This is a genomic window from Petrocella atlantisensis (assembly GCF_900538275.1).
Taxonomy (GTDB): Bacteria; Bacillota; Clostridia; order Lachnospirales; family Vallitaleaceae; genus Petrocella; species Petrocella atlantisensis.
In genome coordinates, this window is the sequence record NZ_LR130778.1 from 3,398,750 (window position 1) to 3,415,531 (window position 16,782).

A 16,782-nucleotide genomic window follows, 5' to 3' on the forward strand; every position below is an offset into this window, starting at 1 on the left:
AATTGAAATGAGAATATTTTTAGGAAAGTTCAGTACAAAATATCCAGAACAAATCGAAAAGAAAATGTATGCAGCAGGACCAGAAGGTGGTTCCTGGTATGGCGGTTTAGAGCCGGGTGATTATGTATTTCCTGCTTATGATGGAATGATTATTGGATTATGGCGAGCAAAGGAATATGTTCAAGGCAATGCCGATATGGAAAGAAGGGAACAAGGATATCTTCAATTTGAGGACATCAAGAAATTTGACGGTGTAAGTGTATCGAATAACTTTACAAAATATAAGTATTTTGAGCATGATTTGAATCTTGTAAACAAAGTAACTAAGAGTGTTAAGAATCTCGGATTTATCCGTATTAAGGAACGAGAAGGTTGTCCAAAGCCCGAAGATATTGATTTTATATCTGGAAGCATAAACATTTATATCGCTTATGATAATACCTCAATCAAATTTAAAGAAGGTGATATTCGTGTCACTATTGATAATTCTGAAGATATGAGGCTAGTAAGTATAGATCGCTTTGAAGACGATAAATTTGTGTTATACAAAGAACTGAATGAACTGTATGAAGATAGAAATGCAGAGGATGGTAAGTATACAATACGTGAACTGTACGATTATTCAATTCAAGACCAAGCAGTAAAGAAAAGAAAGTTCTTAACGACTTTAATTGATGAACTTGAGACGAAAGGATACTTGAAGGTATCCAATGCCATAAAGTTATATGATAATTTATTAGTTGGCAGAAAGCGTTCTGGAACATCTAAGACTAGTCAGTCTTCAGATGCTGTAAAAGGCCAAATTATTGCAGATGATACTGTTGAAGAAGAAAATGAACAACATGAAGAAATTGCAAGTTTAATTAATTTCAACCCCAATATTATTTTATATGGTCCTCCAGGTACCGGTAAGACCTATGCTACTCAAAATATTATTGATTACTATGAGAAAAAGTCATACAAATCAAATAGCAATTATGCTGTAGCTGAAGCAGAAGGACGGGTTAAGTCTGTAACTTTCCATCAGTCATATAGCTATGAGGAGTTTATCGAAGGTATCAGACCGGTATTGAATGATGCGGAAGGAAGCAATGTTGGTTATCAATTAGAAAATGGTCTTTTTAAAGAGCATTGTATTAATGCTGAAAAAGAGTTAATAAAACGTAAAAATAACGCAGAACATGTGGATATGATTCATTCAGAAAGTTCTATTTGGAAAGTATCTCTAGGTGAAAGAAAATCAGATGATATTTTTAATGAATGCATTAAGAGTAATGATATAGCCATTGGTTGGCTAGAGGATAATGACCTAAGTGACATGGATTATGATGACATTTTAGCAGCTCTTGGTGATGAAAGTGATTATGGTAATAAACCGACACAAAATGCTAATACTGTAAATGCTTTTGTTAATGACATGACGATTGGAGACATAGTATTTGTCTATGATGGTCAACAAACCATACGCATGGTCGGGGTAATAACTGGTGGTTACCGATATGATACAAAATATACAAGCTATAAGCAACGTAGAGAAGTTCAATGGTTTAAAGACCTAACATACCCGATAAACATACACGCATATAATGGGTATAAAAACTTAACCATGAAAACTGTGTACCAGTTAAATCGAGTTTCAATCCCTGATGTTCTTGAAATCATAACTTTGAATAGTAAAGAAAAGCAAAGCTTCGATGACAAGAAGGAAATCAAACCTTACTATATGATAGTAGACGAAATTAACAGGGGTAACATCGCAAAGATTTTTGGTGAACTTATAACACTGATTGAACAGGACAAACGAGGTAGGCTGAAGGTTGTATTACCATATTCAAAAAAGGAGTTTACCGTACCGGCTAATTTAATTATCATTGGAACGATGAATACGGCTGATAGATCAATTGCAGCAATAGATACAGCACTCCGTAGACGTTTCACTTTTGTTGAAGTTGAACCAGATGCGTCAGTCATTGCAAGATATGACAATCCAGTAGTTAACGACACAATTGACCTTGTTAAATTGCTTAATGCGATGAATGAGAAAATCATGGCATACTATGACAGAGATCACAGAGTAGGACATGCATACTTTATGGGAATTGAATCCTTAGGCAACTTTTATCAGACTTGGTACTATAAAATATTGCCATTATTAAGTGAGTACTTCTATAACGATGTTGAAACCATGAGGGCTGTTGTTGGTAAAGCATTCTATGATGATAACGGTAATATTCTCAAGTTATCAAAAACACCGGATGCAGACGGACTTTCTCCTTTTGAAAAACAAATTCAAAATGTGTATAAAGGATTTGATAATGCTGAATAGCAATTCATCTACAGAGATAATCCGTGTATTTGAAGATCGCCAAATGAAGGTTAATTTAAGCCAACAAAATTTACTGGATTTGGTAGAAATGCGGAAGGTCATTGGTGAGAACAATGTGATTGTTCAAGCAGATGGCAAATTGCTAATAAAACACTATATCGGGTTTATTCAGATAAATAAAACAAGACTTCTTGTATACCCTAAAATTGCTGTTGGACTAGAGGAAAAAGAAGAAATTGAAAAATCCTTTGGTACTATTTTGAAGATGTTATCTTTTACGAAATATCAAAGTATTAGAGAAATTCCGAACGCACAGAATATTTCACAGTTCAATAATGATTTGCTTGAGTTTTATATTAGCATTTTTATAAAGGAGCTTACAAAGCAGATACAAAGAGACATTAATCGTGGCTATAATAATCGATTAGAAAACCAGAGTTTTATTAAAGGGAAAGTGGATTTTGGTGAAACTATTAAACACAATAGTTTTCGGAAACATCTTCATTATGTAAGTTATGATGATTTCAATGAAAATACATTACTAAACAGGGTCTTTAAATCTATTTTAGAAGTGCTAATAACAAGGACTAAGGTAAAAAGAAATAGGGTTGGCATAAAGCAACTACTCGTATGGATGGAAGATATTGATAAAACTAATATCACCAATGAACTATGGGATCGTGTTGTATTTACAAGACAAAACTCAAAATACAAAACAGCTTTTAATATGGCGAAGCTCTTTTACTACAATAACAGCCCCAAAGTGGCTGATGGTGATGTATCTATTTTGAGTTTTATGATACCGGTTAATCAGTTGTTTGAGGTATATCTAGTTGAATTACTGAAAAGAAACATCACAGAGAATACAGAGGTGAAATTCCAAGGACCAATTGATTATCTGGAAAAAATTGAGAAGAAGCACTTTCTTCAACTTAGACCAGATATTTCACTTATGAGAGCCGGTGAAGTTATTAGGATTGTTGATGCAAAATATAAACTTATACTTGAAGATGATGAAAAACTTATGATTTCACAAGCTGATATTTATCAGATGCTTGCTTATAGTGTTCGGTATAAATGCAATAGAATATGTTTAGTGTATCCTAAAGCACTTACCGATTCAGATGCTGAATTTTCAAGAGCGATCACTATAGAAAACTACGACCAAACCGTTTCTATCCATGTAATTAAGATAGACTTGGAAGAAAACGTTGATTCAGCAGGTAAAAAATTGATTGATATGATAGAAGGTGCATGATGGAGAAGTTAGATAGAATAAAAGGCTGTATGATCGGTGGAGCAATTGGTGATGCGTTTGGATGGCCAGTTGAATTCCTTTCATACGACCAAATTAGAAATAAATATGGCAAAGGTGGAATAAGAAACCTTCAGATAAATAGTCATGGTGTTGCAGAGATAACAGATGATACACAAATGAGTCTATTTACAGCAGAAGGATTATTAAGAGCAGAAACACGGCAGTTAAGAAAAGGAATTTGCCACGCACCATCAGTTGTTAATAATGCTTATTTGAGGTGGTTGAGGACACAATCATATCCTGAGATACCTGATAAAGATTGGATCTATGATGGATGGTTAATTCAACATGAGGGGCTTTTTAATCAGAGAGCACCAGGCAACACGTGTTTACATGCCTTGAGTATAGATAGAATGGGAACGATTCAAGAACCATTAAATGACAGCAAAGGTTGTGGAGGTGTAATGCGTGTTGCACCTATTGGTCTTTTTCTTGAACCGGATATGGCATTCGGTATGGCGATGGAATGTGCTGCTTTGACCCACGGACATCCTACTGGTTATATTGCTTCTGGTGCATTAGCATATTTGATTGCTTTATTAGTTAGAGGTAATAGGTTGGAAGATGCAGCGGTAGATACTGTAAAAAAATTAGAGACTGTAAAAGATCACGAGGAAACATCAAGGGCATTGAAGAAAGCGATAAAGTTATCAAAGACAAATAGAAGCAGTCTAAAGTGTATTCAAGAACTTGGTGAAGGATGGATTGCAGAGGAAGCATTAGCTATTGCAGTGTATTGTGCATTGAAATCTGAAGATGATTTTGAAGCAGCCATGATTATGTCTGTAAATCATGATGGGGATAGTGACAGTACTGGTGCTATTGCCGGTAATGTTTTAGGAGTGTATGGAGGTATTGATTTTATTCCTGTAGAAATGGTATCGAAGGTTGAGTTGGCACAAGTTATATTTGAAATGGCGGTTGACTTAGATCGAGGTCATCAAGATACTGAAGAGTGGTGGGAAAAGTATCCTGGATATTAAAAGTCGATATAACAAGAGGGGGCATTATGAGCAGAGCAAAAATTTCATGTATATATTGTGGTAGTGAAGAAAATATTACTGAGTCTGATATAGTTCCAGATTTCTTGACTAATGGGAAGCTACGTAGGTCTAATGTATGCAAATCTTGTAATGAAAAATGTAGTAAAAGATTTGAAAGCAAAGTATCAGAAGATTTAAGAGATATTACAAATCATTTGGATATTAAGAATAGTAAAAGTGGGAAGATTCCATATACAATAGCAACAATAGACGTTGAGGGGACCTTGTTTTCTAAAAAAATCACCACGAAATCCGATTTCTTTAGAGGTGTTGCAACAGGAGAAAGAGGGTTTAAGAAGTATCAATTCGGTTTGGTTGATGGTTTCAAAAAACGTAAAAACTTTACAGAAGAGAAACTAGAACTATTCAGAAATGAAATGGAAGTTACCAGACAATTCAAGTTTAGTGAAAATGTTTTTCGTAGTAATGAAATGCTCCGAATGGTTGCCAAAATATGTTATGAGTATTATTGCCGTGTTAACAGCATTGACGTCTATCAAGAAGAGTATAAGGAAGTTAGAGAGTTTATAATTGATAATAAAGTGAATAAGCCAAGTTATGCGGATCTAATTGAAATTGTTGTTGATAATAGCTTGTGCGAAAATATACATGCTGCGGCAGATATTGGTGGACATGCGTTTTCGATTGGTAAGGAGGCTTATGGGCGTGAATTTGTGGTTTTTTCTTTGTTTGGTCTTGTTATATATAAAGTATATATGAAACCACAACCGAATTATCCATTTCTACTTAATGAATTAGGTGATATTTTTATTATTCGAGCTGATGGCAGTAGAACAAATGCAAAGACTATCACAGGAAGTTTGTATAAAGTGAAAAGTAAGATTCCATGTTTGGGTTTGAGAGAAGTATTTTCTGAATCTGCAAAGTATTATGAGCTGATAATGAAGACTAGGTACATGTCATTGCGAGTCATGAAAAAATATGTGGATCGCGTATATGAACTAGTATCAATGCCGGCAACAGAAACCCAATTTGATGCCTTATTAGGATATAAAGATGAAAGGCTATTATTTGCGTCTTTAGTGTTGATGAAGTTTCAGGAAAGAAAGAGATCATTGATTTTGAAATGGACTATAATTCAAACTTGAAGGAAATCTTAGAAACAAAAGAAATATATAATATCAACTTAGATAAAACTTTCGAAATGCTTTCTGAACAGTATTATTCAGGTGAGTTAGTAAAGAAGGTTATTGAGGGGTATACTATCTTTTGTAAGTTTTACCGTTTACGAGAAAGAAGTTTGAGTTGTCAGAGCTATATGGAGCGTTGAGAAACAACTACCGGTAAAAGGCCTTAATAACGCGGCTAAAAAAAGGCCTTTAAGCAGTTATCGGATTTGAAAATTTACTTGTGAGTTATTCTTACCTAAAATTTTCGGTTGCTATGAGCAACGTTGGTGAGATTCTTTCTGTATGTAATGTCATTTATGAGGAAGTCTGTTATAGTGTAGTTAAATGATAATATATTTCAATATGATTCAATAAAATTTATAGCTGACAAATGAGGAGGCTTCTATGATAGACTGGATTTCACAATATGACCCAATAGTACAAGCATTAATCGGAACATTATTTACATGGGGTGTAACAGCCCTTGGTGCTTCAATGGTGTTCTTTTTTAAGACGATAAATAAAACCGTACTTAACGGTATGTTAGGTTTTGCTGCAGGGGTAATGATTGCTGCGAGTTTCTGGTCACTTCTAGCTCCTGGTATAGATATGGCAGAAGAGCTTGGACAGACAGCTTGGCTTACAGCAGCCATAGGCTTTCTAGCAGGAGGAGGCTTTCTGTATTTGATTGATAAACTACTCCCTCATCTACATATGGGACTTGATACTTCAGAAGCAGAGGGAATAAAAACTAAGTGGCAACGATCAGTCTTGTTAGTTTTAGCAATTACACTACATAATATACCAGAGGGGCTTGCCGTTGGTGTTGCTTTTGGTGCAGCAGCAAGTGGGCAGATAGGTACGGCTAGTATTGCTGGTGCAGTTGCACTTGCCATTGGTATTGGTTTGCAAAACTTCCCAGAAGGTGCTGCAGTATCTATTCCATTAAGGCGGGAAGGATTTTCAAGAAAGAAAGCATTTCTGTATGGTCAAGCGTCCGGTATAGTTGAACCGATATCTGGTGTACTAGGCGCATTTGCCGTCATTACAATGAGACCAATTCTACCTTATGCATTAGCATTTGCAGCTGGAGCTATGATTTATGTTGTTATTGAAGAACTTATTCCGGAAGCTCAAAGAGAAGAAGGTGGCTCTAAAACAGATATAGCAACGATAGGTGCAATGGTTGGTTTCACAGTTATGATGATTTTGGATGTGGCATTAGGATAAGATTGTTAGACTGTTGAAAGTGAATTGCCATAAGATGCAATTCTCTTTTAATTAGGAGTTATAACCCCACTTCCTTACTCTTGGCTTCATCAGATAGGGAGTAATAAGAAATTTAATTGTTTTCTTAATGAAGAAATATAGAAGTGCAGATAAACATTAGTCAAGATATATATGAATGAAATTTCATATATGTCTTGACTTTTTTTGACATGGCTGATAATATGAAGGCATAATACATGAATGATTGTTCAAGTAATCAAGTAATAATGAAAAGGGAGTGGCAATAGTGACTAATAGTTATGAAGCAGAGAGATGTGACTGCAATGTACTTCATGAGGATGTAGTGGAGAAGGTTAGAGACAAAATGCCTCGTGACAGGGACCTGAATGAGTTGGCAGATTTATTTAAAATCTTTGGTGATAAGACCAGAATTAATATTCTATCGGCACTTTTAGAAGAAGAAATGTGTGTATGTGATATTGCCTACTTACTGAATATGACTCAGTCTGCCATATCTCATCAGTTAAGAGTCTTAAAACAAGCAAGACTAGTGAAAAATAGGAAAGATGGTAAAGTAGTCTTTTATTCCTTAGATGATGAACATGTAAAAGGCATAATTGACCGAGGTTTAATTCATATGAGAGAAAACAATAAAGGAGGACTATAGATGAGTAGTACAATAAAGAAAGAATTAATTTTAGAAGGATTAGATTGCGCAAGTTGTGCAGCTAAGATTGAAGATGGAGTGAGTAAATTAGATCACGTTTCTTTATCTTCCGTAAATTTTGTGACAAAAACACTAACGATTGATGTTTTGCACTCGGGAGACATTGATCTAGTGATGAATGATACCACGGCCCTCGTTGCAAAACTTGAACCAGATGTTATCGTGAAAGAGAAGGTTATATCTAAAGCTGAAAATAAGACTTTGATGCTTATGGGATTAAGCTGTGCAAGTTGTGCTGCTAAGATAGAGAATGAAGTAAAATCTATAGATGGGGTTATGAATGCAACTGTAGATTTCGTATCAAAAAAGCTCATCATCGAAGCTAAGCATAAAAGAGAACTTCCAAGAATTGTTGAACAAGCCACCATAATAGCCGTTGGAATTGAGTCGGATCTTAAAGTGGTTGATACAGATGAGTACAATTCAAAAGATGGAAAAGAAAAAGGCAACCATGAAGAGGATGGCATCAACAAAGTAGAGCTGATCCGATTAGGAACAGGATTCGTATTATTTTTAGTGGGTCTATTGCTGGAGTTCACGCCAATAATCGAGTTGTCTGTGTTCCTAACAAGTTATCTATTAGTAGGTGGCAGTGTCGTTTTAAAAGCGTTGAAAAACATATCAAGAGGACAAGTTTTTGATGAAAACTTTCTTATTGGTGTAGCAACCATCGGTGCTTTTGCAATTGGAGAATACCCTGAAGGTGTTGCTGTAATGTTATTTTACCAAGTGGGAGAATTTTTCCAAAGTATGGCCGTAAATCATTCAAGAAGATCAATAAGCGCTTTAATGGATATTAGACCAGATTTTGCAAATCTCAAAATTGGGGACAATGTGGAAAAAGTTTCTCCAGAAGATGTTGCGATTGGAGATACTATTATTATTAAACCAGGTGAAAAGGTTCCCTTGGATGGTAAAGTAATATCTGGAAGTTCAATGCTGGACACATCAGCAATAACAGGAGAGTCCGTTCCCAGAGAAGTTGAGCCAGGTCATGAGATTCTTTCTGGAACTATCAATAAAAATGGTGTGTTGACAGTCCTAGTCTCAAAAGAGTTCGGCGAATCAACGGTATCTAAAATTCTTGATTTAGTTCAAAATGCAAGCAGTAAAAAAGCACCTACTGAGAATTTTATTACAAAGTTTGCCAGATACTATACACCTGTCGTCGTATTTATAGCACTTGCATTGGCAATTATGCCGCCACTTTTCATACCAGGAGCTACTTATAACGAATGGATCTATAGAGCGCTTGTATTCCTTGTGGTGTCATGTCCTTGTGCGTTGGTGATATCAATTCCTTTAGGCTTCTTTGGTGGTATTGGTGGTGCATCAAAAGCAGGTATTTTGATGAAGGGAAGCAACTACTTAGAGGCATTAAATAGCGTTGATACAGTCGTGTTTGATAAAACTGGAACTCTAACAAAAGGTGTCTTCAAAGTCACAAAGATTGTGAACCTTTCAAATGATCTATCTGATGACGAGCTTCTTGAATTTGCTGCTTATACTGAAAGCTATTCAAATCATCCGATAGCACAATCAATTTTAAAAGCCTATAAGAATAATATTGATAAGAACATGATTGATGACTATGACGAAATTTCTGGATATGGGATTCAAGCGAAAGTCAAAGGAAGAACCGTTCTGGCTGGCAATCTAAAGTTGATGAATAGGGAGAAAATAGCCTTTGATGAGAGTACTTCCAAGGACGAAGTAGGAACGATTATTCATATGGTTATCGATCAAATCTACTCAGGATATATTGTTATATCTGATGAAATCAAGGAAGATTCAAAGCGTGCAATTCTAGAGTTAAGAAAGCAAGGTGTTAAGAATCTTGTCATGTTAACAGGTGACAATAAATCAATTGGTGAAAAAATAGGTCAGCAACTTGGATTAGATGAAGTATATTCTGAACTTTTGCCCCATGAGAAGGTTGAAAAGCTTGAAATGTTGGAAAGCCGAGAAGGTAGGAAAGGTAAACTAGTATTTGTAGGTGACGGTATTAATGACGCACCAGTATTGACTCGGGCAGATATTGGTATAGCAATGGGTGGTATCGGATCGGATGCTGCAATCGAGGCAGCCGACGTCGTCATTATGACAGATGAACCATCTAAAATCCCTAGTGCAATACGTATTTCAAAACGTACCAAGGCCATTGTGTGGCAAAACATAATATTTGCATTTGCTGTAAAGGGTATTGTACTGATTCTTGGAGCAGGTGGATTAGCCACAATGTGGGAAGCGGTATTTGCAGATGTTGGCGTTGCAGTTCTGGCAGTATTCAATGCCATGAGAGTGCTTAAGTCAAAATCGCATTAATAATTTATAGCTACAAATTGGAAGCAATACGATTGATGTAATACTAGGAAGCCGACTGGTATATCTTGTGGTTTTTATACTGTGAAATTAGTACTTCCAAGGTATAAGAACGAGGTTAATACCTATAAATAATACAATAAAAGTCCCTGAATTGTTGGAAAACGAGAATATAATTCAGGGATTTTTTGCATTCTCTTAAAAAGCTGTCAGTCATAATTGTGCCATAATTGACCTTGATAATGTAGTTATGAATATACATTAGCAAAGGAGGTGGTAAATATGATGTTACTATTCTTGGTAGGTATTGGTGTTCTAGTATACTTTATTCTTTTTAGTGGTAAAACGTCTAATGTTGGTTTGACGACATTAGGTAAAGAGTCAGCAGAGGAACGATTAAAAACAAGATTTGTTAATGGTGAAATTGATGAAAAGACCTATTTACAAATGAAAGAAACCATAAAAGGTTAAAGGAGGATTACTATGATGCATGGAAATGGTTGGTCAGGATTTAACGGATGTGGCTTTGGGCTTGGGAGTGGTTATTTTAGTCTTTGGCATTACTTAATTATGATTGGTATCGTTCTTATTATTCTTGCCCTTGTGACTATCAGAAAATCAAAGACGTCAAGCACCAGTGATGCTGTTGAAAAATTGAAGATCTTGTTCGTTAGTGGTGAAATAACAGAAGAAGAGTATATGAAACGTAAAAATGTGATAGAAAGGAAGTAGGTACCCTATGAAAAAAGTGAATATATTAATTTTGATTGTCGGAATAACGTTTTTTAGCGTTGGCGTAGGTGGATATGTGTTAGCCAGGGAAAGAGGTGTTACTGAAGAACCTGGTTATGGTATAAAGACTCGAGTTGACGATGAAATAATTAGCTACTCTAATCAATCTCATGGAACCAGTTCAATGATGACAGGTGGTTATGGGTTTGACACAAATACAAATAATGGTGAAAAATATGACTTAGATATTCTGACAGAAGAAGTTGAATCTTATATATCTCAATATGACGAGGACTTGATCATTGCAGATATATTTATATTTGAAGACAGTGAGTATTATTACTCTATTATTGAAGAAAATACAGGTAGAGGGGCCATGGAGTTATTGGTGAATCCGTATACAAAAACCGTGCTCCCTGAGTATGGACCTAACATGATGTGGAATTTAAAGTATGGTATGCATTATAGTGGTGGCATGATGAGCTGCTCAGGAATGATGGGAAATCAGGGATATAGTAGTCGCTCAGGAATGATGGGAAGCCATGGGTTCAATGGTCGCTCGGGAATGATGGGTGGAGGTATGATGGGAAATTCATATGCTGAGGACTATTTTGATAGTAGTGCTATTGAAAATAATGAACTTAATAGTGAAGAAGCGTATAATGAAGGTATGGATTATCTTAATAGAAGAAGTGAGACACTCACACTCGGTAATGAATACCACGAGTTCTATGGCTATTACACATTTCATGTTGAAGAAAATGGAGAACCTGTTGGTATGTTAAGTGTTAATGGCATAACAGGTGATGTTTGGTATCATGATTGGCATGGCGTATTAAGTGAAATTATTGAAGGTCATGAAACAGATGTACATTAATCATATAATCTAATGTGGAAGAAAGAAGGTGAAAGTGTGTATCGTCTATTAGTTGTAGAAGATGAATCAGAAATCAGTTCTATCGTTATGAAGTATGCAGAGAGCGAAGGGTATGAATGTCGATTAGCAGAGAATGGATTTGAAGCACTAGAACTCTTTTCGGAGGAACACTTTCACCTTATTTTACTGGATGTGATGATGCCAGGTATAGATGGGTTTGAGGTTCTCACAAGAATTCGCGAACTCTCTGAGATTCCCATTATTATGCTAACAGCAAAACAAGAAGAAGTTGATCGAATCAAGGGATTCGATCAAGGTGCGGACGACTATGTAGTAAAGCCATTTAGCCCAAGAGAGCTTATGGGAAGAATCAAAGTATTTCTTAAAAGAATTTATAATGCCAATGATGAGTTGGTTTTATCCGTCCAAACATTGAAACTCTACACAGCATCAATGAAATTATATCGTGGAGATGAAGAAATCGAAGTAACATCGACGGAGTTTAAGTTACTCTACGCATTGATGAGAAATATGAATCAAGTTCTTACGAGAGAACAGTTAATGGAATTAGCTTTTGGTGTTGGTTATGATGGATATGATAGAAATATAGATAGTTATATAAAAAGAATCAGGCAAAAGATTGAGCTTGATCCTAAAAAACCAAGCTTGTTAAGAACAAAATATGGACAAGGCTATGTATTTGGAGGTGAGAGAGGGTGACACTTAAAAGATTATGGTTAATAATTTTAGTTTTAGTGACAGTAATTGGTATCGCTGTTAATACGCTTATTCTCACCTTTTTAACGGATCAAAATTTTTCTGATTACTTGAATGAAAGTTACGATTTACATGTGAATCAAATCATCGACTATACATCAACAGCTTTGCTAACGGATAATGTATCTTATGAACAGATGGCCATTGAACTTGAGGCCCACTTAAGTGACCCTATAGTTGGGATTAAGCTTTATCAACCAGATGGTGGTCTGCTTGTTGAAGTGAATAGTGATTATCATACAGATGTCTCTATGATGAATAACATGATGGGTAGCCATAGCATGATGGGTAGCCGAGGCATGATGGGTATGGTAGTTGATGAAACTACTGAAGAGGTTAATCAGTTTGAAATAGTATCGGAGAATGAAGTTATCGCAATTATGAATATAACAATCCACAGTATTGCTGAGAACTCATTTGTTGCAAGAAGATTTAAAGAAGCGCTTTTATTTAATAGCTTATATTCAATAGCAATAGCCATTGGTATAGCTATTGTGGTTGGTGTTTTCGTTAGTTATAAAATGAGTCAATCACTTAAGGATACTGAAAGATTAGCAAGTGATATTCAATTAGGTAAAGATTCTAGCTATAAATCTACTAGCATTAAAGAGGTTAATGCTATACGAGAAAGTCTAATGGAGCTTGATGGCAGGCTTAGACTGAAGCAGAAGACACGAAAAACTTTAATTGATCAGTTAGTCCATCAAACAAGAACACCTCTAACCATACTACAATCTCATATTGAGGCCATAGAGGATGGTATCATTGATGCCAATGATAAAGAATTACAAGTTTGTCAAAATCAGATTTCTGATATAACGTCTATTATTTCGAATATGAGCTCATTGATTGATGCAGAAAAAGAGAGCGATGAACTGAGAATTGAGACATTTGACATTGGAGTCATGCTTAAGCAGATTCAACAAGGACTTATGGCCCAATACCGTAAAAAGAATATTGAGCTGAATTTATCATCAACTCAAATTATAAGGATTACAACAGATAAATACAAATTAAGCCAGAGTATATACAATTTATTAACGAATGCCTATAAATATACTGAGAATAATGGGCAAGTTAAAATTTCCTATATTATGGTTGAGCAAAGATTAATCATTAAGGTACAAGATACAGGTATAGGTATTGCATCTAAAGATTTGGGGAAAATATTTACTGCTTATTATAGAAGTCAGCATGCTTTGTCTGAAAAAGGTGATGGCATTGGACTATATCTTGTAAAAGAAAATATTGAGCAGATTGGAGGATACGTTAACGTTGATTCTAAAGTAGAAAATGGAAGCACCTTTACGATAGATATACCTATCAAATTGGAACAGGAGTGATCTTTTGTTTAATAAGATGAAGAAAAGTTGGCAGAAATTTCTTGGTACCATAGCGGAGCAAAATAAAGCAACCTATGGTGAAGGTGGTATTAATTGTTGTGAATTAAAAGATGTCACAGACAACAAAGTGAAACAAAGAAATAATTAAGTGCAGGTATTTATGTGTTGTAAGGTTATGATGATAGCTACGATTACAGGATAAGTAGAATGAAAACATACTAGGAAATATATCTGAGTATATTTTCGATTATTATGAACAAAGAGAAGCTATATTGCCTTTTATTTAACATAAAACCATGATACAATTGATTGGTCTGTGAATATAAAGATAAGAACGGATAATGGCTGTAATCGGAGGAAATAAGTGTGTCTAAGAAATGGCGTTTTTGGGGAATTGGCATTTTAGTGTCTTGTGGATTGGTCTTGTATGGAGGTGCCAAGTGGTTGCCGAATGGGTTAGGAGAATCAGAACCCAAACCATCAATTTCCCAGTCACAAAATGAATTATATTATGAAGAATATCAGGCATATATGAATGCACTGCATGAAAGTGTGGAATTAGTTGAGCAAGAAGTAGTTGTGGCGTCACTATATGAATTGTCGGTTGATGGCAGTAAAATCTACTATTTTGAGTCATTAGAAGATGTTGAAGAAGTCTTAAGAGATATTGTCGTACTATCCACTGAGAACATATCAGACATTCAAGTGACTGTTGAAGAAGAGAATGGACTTGAGACTATAGCAATTGACTTTGAAGTTAAGCCTGTTTTAACTCAGGAGATTCTTGAAAGAAATTTTGTAATGTCATCACCTAACCCTATGATTCAGATGGATGAACCTGTGGTAAATGAGATCCTTGAGACGGAAGAAGTCTTAGTAGACTTATCCTTTAATGAAGATGTGCAAGTTGAGTCAGTGGTTAAGGACACCCAGGAAATCTCTACAGTGGTAGATGTGGTTGCTGAACTCTTAAAGCTTAATGCTGAACCGGCTGAGTATACCATTGAGTCGGGTGACTCTGCTTCTGTGATCGCTGAGAAATACAATATGGGCCTATCGGAGTTATATAGACTTAATCCATGGCTGGAGGACAGAGAACGATCATTACAGATTGGTGATTGTCTGGTTGTTGAGAAGTTGATACCTGAATTGTCTGTTGTAAACTGCTTCCTTGTCCCAGAAACAGATTCAATTCAACCTGATATTGTTTATCAAGAGGATGATACCCTATACAAGGGGTTAGAGGTGGTTTCGGAAGAAGGTCAAGAAGGCAAACTACTCCTTAAAAAGGATGTTGATATACTGAACGATGATGTGATTGCTGAAAGTGTTGTGGAGAGTGAAGTAATTGAAGAAGCTACACCACAACTTGTACTGGTAGGGACAAAACCTGTACCAGAAGATGGACCTGCAGGATTTTTTGTGTCACCCTTAGCAGCCTTCAGGCTAACATCCTCATATGGCCCTAGATGGGGACGAACTCATGCTGGTATTGATATGGCAGTGAATACAGGGACTACGGTTATGGCTGCTGATGGTGGCCAAGTAATCTACTCAGGATGGGATAGTGGTTATGGCTATAGAATTGATATAGATCATGGCAATGGCATTATTACTAGGTATGGTCATAACAGTAAGCTATTGGTTGAGTATGGTGAGATTGTTGGGCAAGGTGAAATTATTGCTAAATCAGGAAATACTGGTAGAAGCACTGGGCCACACCTTCACTTTGAAGTGATAATAGATGGAACGGCTATGAATCCTTATGACTATATTGGCAAAGGGTTGTATAATTAGTAAAAGATGTGATTTTAAACGCCACTCATAGAACCCGAAAGGGTTCTATTTATTTGCCTATCTTTATATACAGTGGACATTAGAATCGAGGTCTTTAGGTACCGCCAAGGTCTGTATACCATATAACAGAAACGTGACTATAGTATTGAAGAATAATAAATCCCTTGACAGTTGAACACTTATTCAACTATAATAAGGATATCACATGAATGACTGTTCATATATTCATGTTAATTACAGCTTTGCTGCCACTATAGGAGGTCTCTTATGTCACATAATCATAGCCATAGCCACACACATACCCATGCCCATAATCATTCCCAAAGCAGCTACAGCAATATCGCTATTGCCTTTACCCTGAATTTTGTTTTTTCTATTATTGAAATCGTTGGTGGGATATTGACCAATAGTACCGCTATTTTATCAGATGCAGTACATGACTTGGGCGATAGTCTGGCCCTAGCCATGTCCTATGTCACTGAAAAACTTAGTAAAAATGAAGCAACAGAAACATACAACTACGGATATAAACGCTTTTCACTAATCGGTGCTATAATCAACATTCTTGTGCTGTCTGTCGGAACAGCATATGTACTTCGTGAAGCAATAATATCCTTTCAACATCCTGAACCAGTAGATGCAAATGGTATGCTTTGGCTAGCAATTCTTGGAATTACTGTCAATGGTCTTGCTGCTTTTAGGATGAAAGGTTCGAAGAAAGTCTTAGATCGTACAGTTGTACTTCATCTTTTAGAAGATCTAATGGGCTGGGTAGCCGTTCTTGTTGTTAGCGTTGTTATAAGATATACAAGTTGGTACATACTAGACCCGATTCTATCTATGGTCATTGCTTTGATTGTTATTAGAAATATATGGTCAAACATTATACAGGTATATAGGATTATAATGCAATCTGTTCCGGATGCAGAACTTTTTAATAGTATTAAGATGAATCTTGCAGGGATTAATGGGGTTATTGCTGTTGAAGATATAAAATTATGGACACTGGATGGAGACGACCATGTTATGACAGCGACCATAAGATCAAATGATGTTGGCAACAATAGCAGCATTCTTCATTCAGCAAAGGATCTGGCTGATCAGAATAATATTCATTTTAGTACAATAGAGATTATCAATAGCTCAAGAGAATAGAGGTG

Annotated in this window: 15 protein-coding genes; all 15 read left to right on the forward strand. The window is 35.8% G+C overall.

Going from position 1 to position 16,782, the window contains the following annotated elements:
• Nucleotides 1-7: 7 nt before the first annotated feature.
• The 15 genes from PATL70BA_RS15595 (at nt 8) to PATL70BA_RS15660 (ending at nt 16,777) form a co-directional block, all read left to right on the forward strand.
• The gene (locus PATL70BA_RS15595; protein ID WP_125138250.1) at nt 8-2,326 is read left to right on the forward strand and encodes an AAA family ATPase; all 2,319 of its coding nucleotides are present in this window, start codon (nt 8-10) and stop codon (nt 2,324-2,326) included.
• Complete coding sequence (locus PATL70BA_RS15600) at nt 2,316-3,584, forward strand: McrC family protein (protein WP_172596290.1); 1,269 nt, start codon at nt 2,316-2,318, stop codon at nt 3,582-3,584. The genes PATL70BA_RS15595 and PATL70BA_RS15600 overlap by 11 nt, the downstream gene beginning before the upstream one ends.
• Nucleotides 3,581-4,627 carry an ADP-ribosylglycohydrolase family protein gene (locus PATL70BA_RS15605; RefSeq protein WP_197715771.1) on the forward strand — a complete coding sequence of 349 codons (1,047 nt, stop codon included), beginning with the start codon at nt 3,581-3,583 and terminating at the stop codon, nt 4,625-4,627. The genes PATL70BA_RS15600 and PATL70BA_RS15605 overlap by 4 nt, the downstream gene beginning before the upstream one ends.
• 26 nt (nt 4,628-4,653) lie before the next feature.
• The gene (locus tag PATL70BA_RS15610; protein ID WP_125138252.1) at nt 4,654-5,796 is read left to right on the forward strand and encodes a hypothetical protein; all 1,143 of its coding nucleotides are present in this window, start codon (nt 4,654-4,656) and stop codon (nt 5,794-5,796) included.
• 426 nt (nt 5,797-6,222) lie between these two features.
• Nucleotides 6,223-7,047 carry a ZIP family metal transporter gene (locus tag PATL70BA_RS15615; protein WP_125138253.1) on the forward strand — a complete coding sequence of 275 codons (825 nt, stop codon included), beginning with the start codon at nt 6,223-6,225 and terminating at the stop codon, nt 7,045-7,047.
• A 286-nt stretch (nt 7,048-7,333) separates the two neighbouring features.
• Complete coding sequence (locus PATL70BA_RS15620) at nt 7,334-7,714, forward strand: ArsR/SmtB family transcription factor (protein ID WP_243115934.1); 381 nt, start codon at nt 7,334-7,336, stop codon at nt 7,712-7,714.
• Entirely contained in the window at nt 7,715-10,099 is a 2,385-nt protein-coding gene (locus PATL70BA_RS15625) for a heavy metal translocating P-type ATPase (protein ID WP_125138254.1), read from the forward strand.
• Between the two features lie 279 nt (nt 10,100-10,378).
• Nucleotides 10,379-10,567 (forward strand): SHOCT domain-containing protein, encoded by a 189-nt coding sequence (locus PATL70BA_RS15630; RefSeq protein WP_197715772.1) that lies wholly within the window; start codon nt 10,379-10,381, stop codon nt 10,565-10,567.
• Between the two features lie 12 nt (nt 10,568-10,579).
• The gene (locus PATL70BA_RS15635; RefSeq protein ID WP_125138255.1) at nt 10,580-10,828 is read left to right on the forward strand and encodes an SHOCT domain-containing protein; all 249 of its coding nucleotides are present in this window, start codon (nt 10,580-10,582) and stop codon (nt 10,826-10,828) included.
• 7 nt (nt 10,829-10,835) lie between these two features.
• Nucleotides 10,836-11,705, forward strand: a complete 870-nt coding sequence (locus PATL70BA_RS15640; RefSeq protein ID WP_125138256.1) for a hypothetical protein — start codon at nt 10,836-10,838, stop codon at nt 11,703-11,705.
• 12 nt (nt 11,706-11,717) lie between these two features.
• Entirely contained in the window at nt 11,718-12,425 is a 708-nt protein-coding gene (locus tag PATL70BA_RS15645; RefSeq protein WP_125138257.1) for a response regulator transcription factor, read from the forward strand.
• Complete coding sequence (locus PATL70BA_RS15650; RefSeq protein ID WP_125138258.1) at nt 12,422-13,825, forward strand: sensor histidine kinase; 1,404 nt, start codon at nt 12,422-12,424, stop codon at nt 13,823-13,825. Before PATL70BA_RS15645 ends, PATL70BA_RS15650 begins: the two co-directional genes overlap by 4 nt.
• A gap of 4 nt (nt 13,826-13,829) precedes the next feature.
• On the forward strand, nt 13,830-13,973 hold the full coding sequence (locus PATL70BA_RS16335; protein ID WP_172596291.1) for an LDCC motif putative metal-binding protein: 144 nt from the start codon (nt 13,830-13,832) through the stop codon (nt 13,971-13,973).
• Nucleotides 13,974-14,191: 218 nt separating this feature from the next.
• The gene (locus PATL70BA_RS15655; protein ID WP_125138259.1) at nt 14,192-15,622 is read left to right on the forward strand and encodes a peptidoglycan DD-metalloendopeptidase family protein; all 1,431 of its coding nucleotides are present in this window, start codon (nt 14,192-14,194) and stop codon (nt 15,620-15,622) included.
• Nucleotides 15,623-15,889: 267 nt separating this feature from the next.
• Complete coding sequence (locus PATL70BA_RS15660) at nt 15,890-16,777, forward strand: cation diffusion facilitator family transporter (protein ID WP_125138260.1); 888 nt, start codon at nt 15,890-15,892, stop codon at nt 16,775-16,777.
• The last annotated feature ends 5 nt before the right edge of the window (nt 16,778-16,782 follow it).

Bases quoted from the DNA above. Each gene is read 5' to 3' on its own strand.
- PATL70BA_RS15595 (WP_125138250.1), top strand. From the start codon at position 8: ATGAGAATATTTTTAGGAAAGTTCAGTACAAAATATCCAGAACAAATC.
- PATL70BA_RS15600 (WP_172596290.1), top strand. From the start codon at position 2,316: ATGCTGAATAGCAATTCATCTACAGAGATAATCCGTGTATTTGAAGAT.
- PATL70BA_RS15605 (WP_197715771.1), top strand. From the start codon at position 3,581: ATGATGGAGAAGTTAGATAGAATAAAAGGCTGTATGATCGGTGGAGCA.
- PATL70BA_RS15610 (WP_125138252.1), top strand. From the start codon at position 4,654: ATGAGCAGAGCAAAAATTTCATGTATATATTGTGGTAGTGAAGAAAAT.
- PATL70BA_RS15615 (WP_125138253.1), top strand. From the start codon at position 6,223: ATGATAGACTGGATTTCACAATATGACCCAATAGTACAAGCATTAATC.
- PATL70BA_RS15625 (WP_125138254.1), top strand. From the start codon at position 7,715: ATGAGTAGTACAATAAAGAAAGAATTAATTTTAGAAGGATTAGATTGC.
- PATL70BA_RS15630 (WP_197715772.1), top strand. From the start codon at position 10,379: ATGATGTTACTATTCTTGGTAGGTATTGGTGTTCTAGTATACTTTATT.
- PATL70BA_RS15635 (WP_125138255.1), top strand. From the start codon at position 10,580: ATGATGCATGGAAATGGTTGGTCAGGATTTAACGGATGTGGCTTTGGG.
- PATL70BA_RS15640 (WP_125138256.1), top strand. From the start codon at position 10,836: ATGAAAAAAGTGAATATATTAATTTTGATTGTCGGAATAACGTTTTTT.
- PATL70BA_RS15645 (WP_125138257.1), top strand. From the start codon at position 11,718: ATGTGGAAGAAAGAAGGTGAAAGTGTGTATCGTCTATTAGTTGTAGAA.
- PATL70BA_RS15660 (WP_125138260.1), top strand. From the start codon at position 15,890: ATGTCACATAATCATAGCCATAGCCACACACATACCCATGCCCATAAT.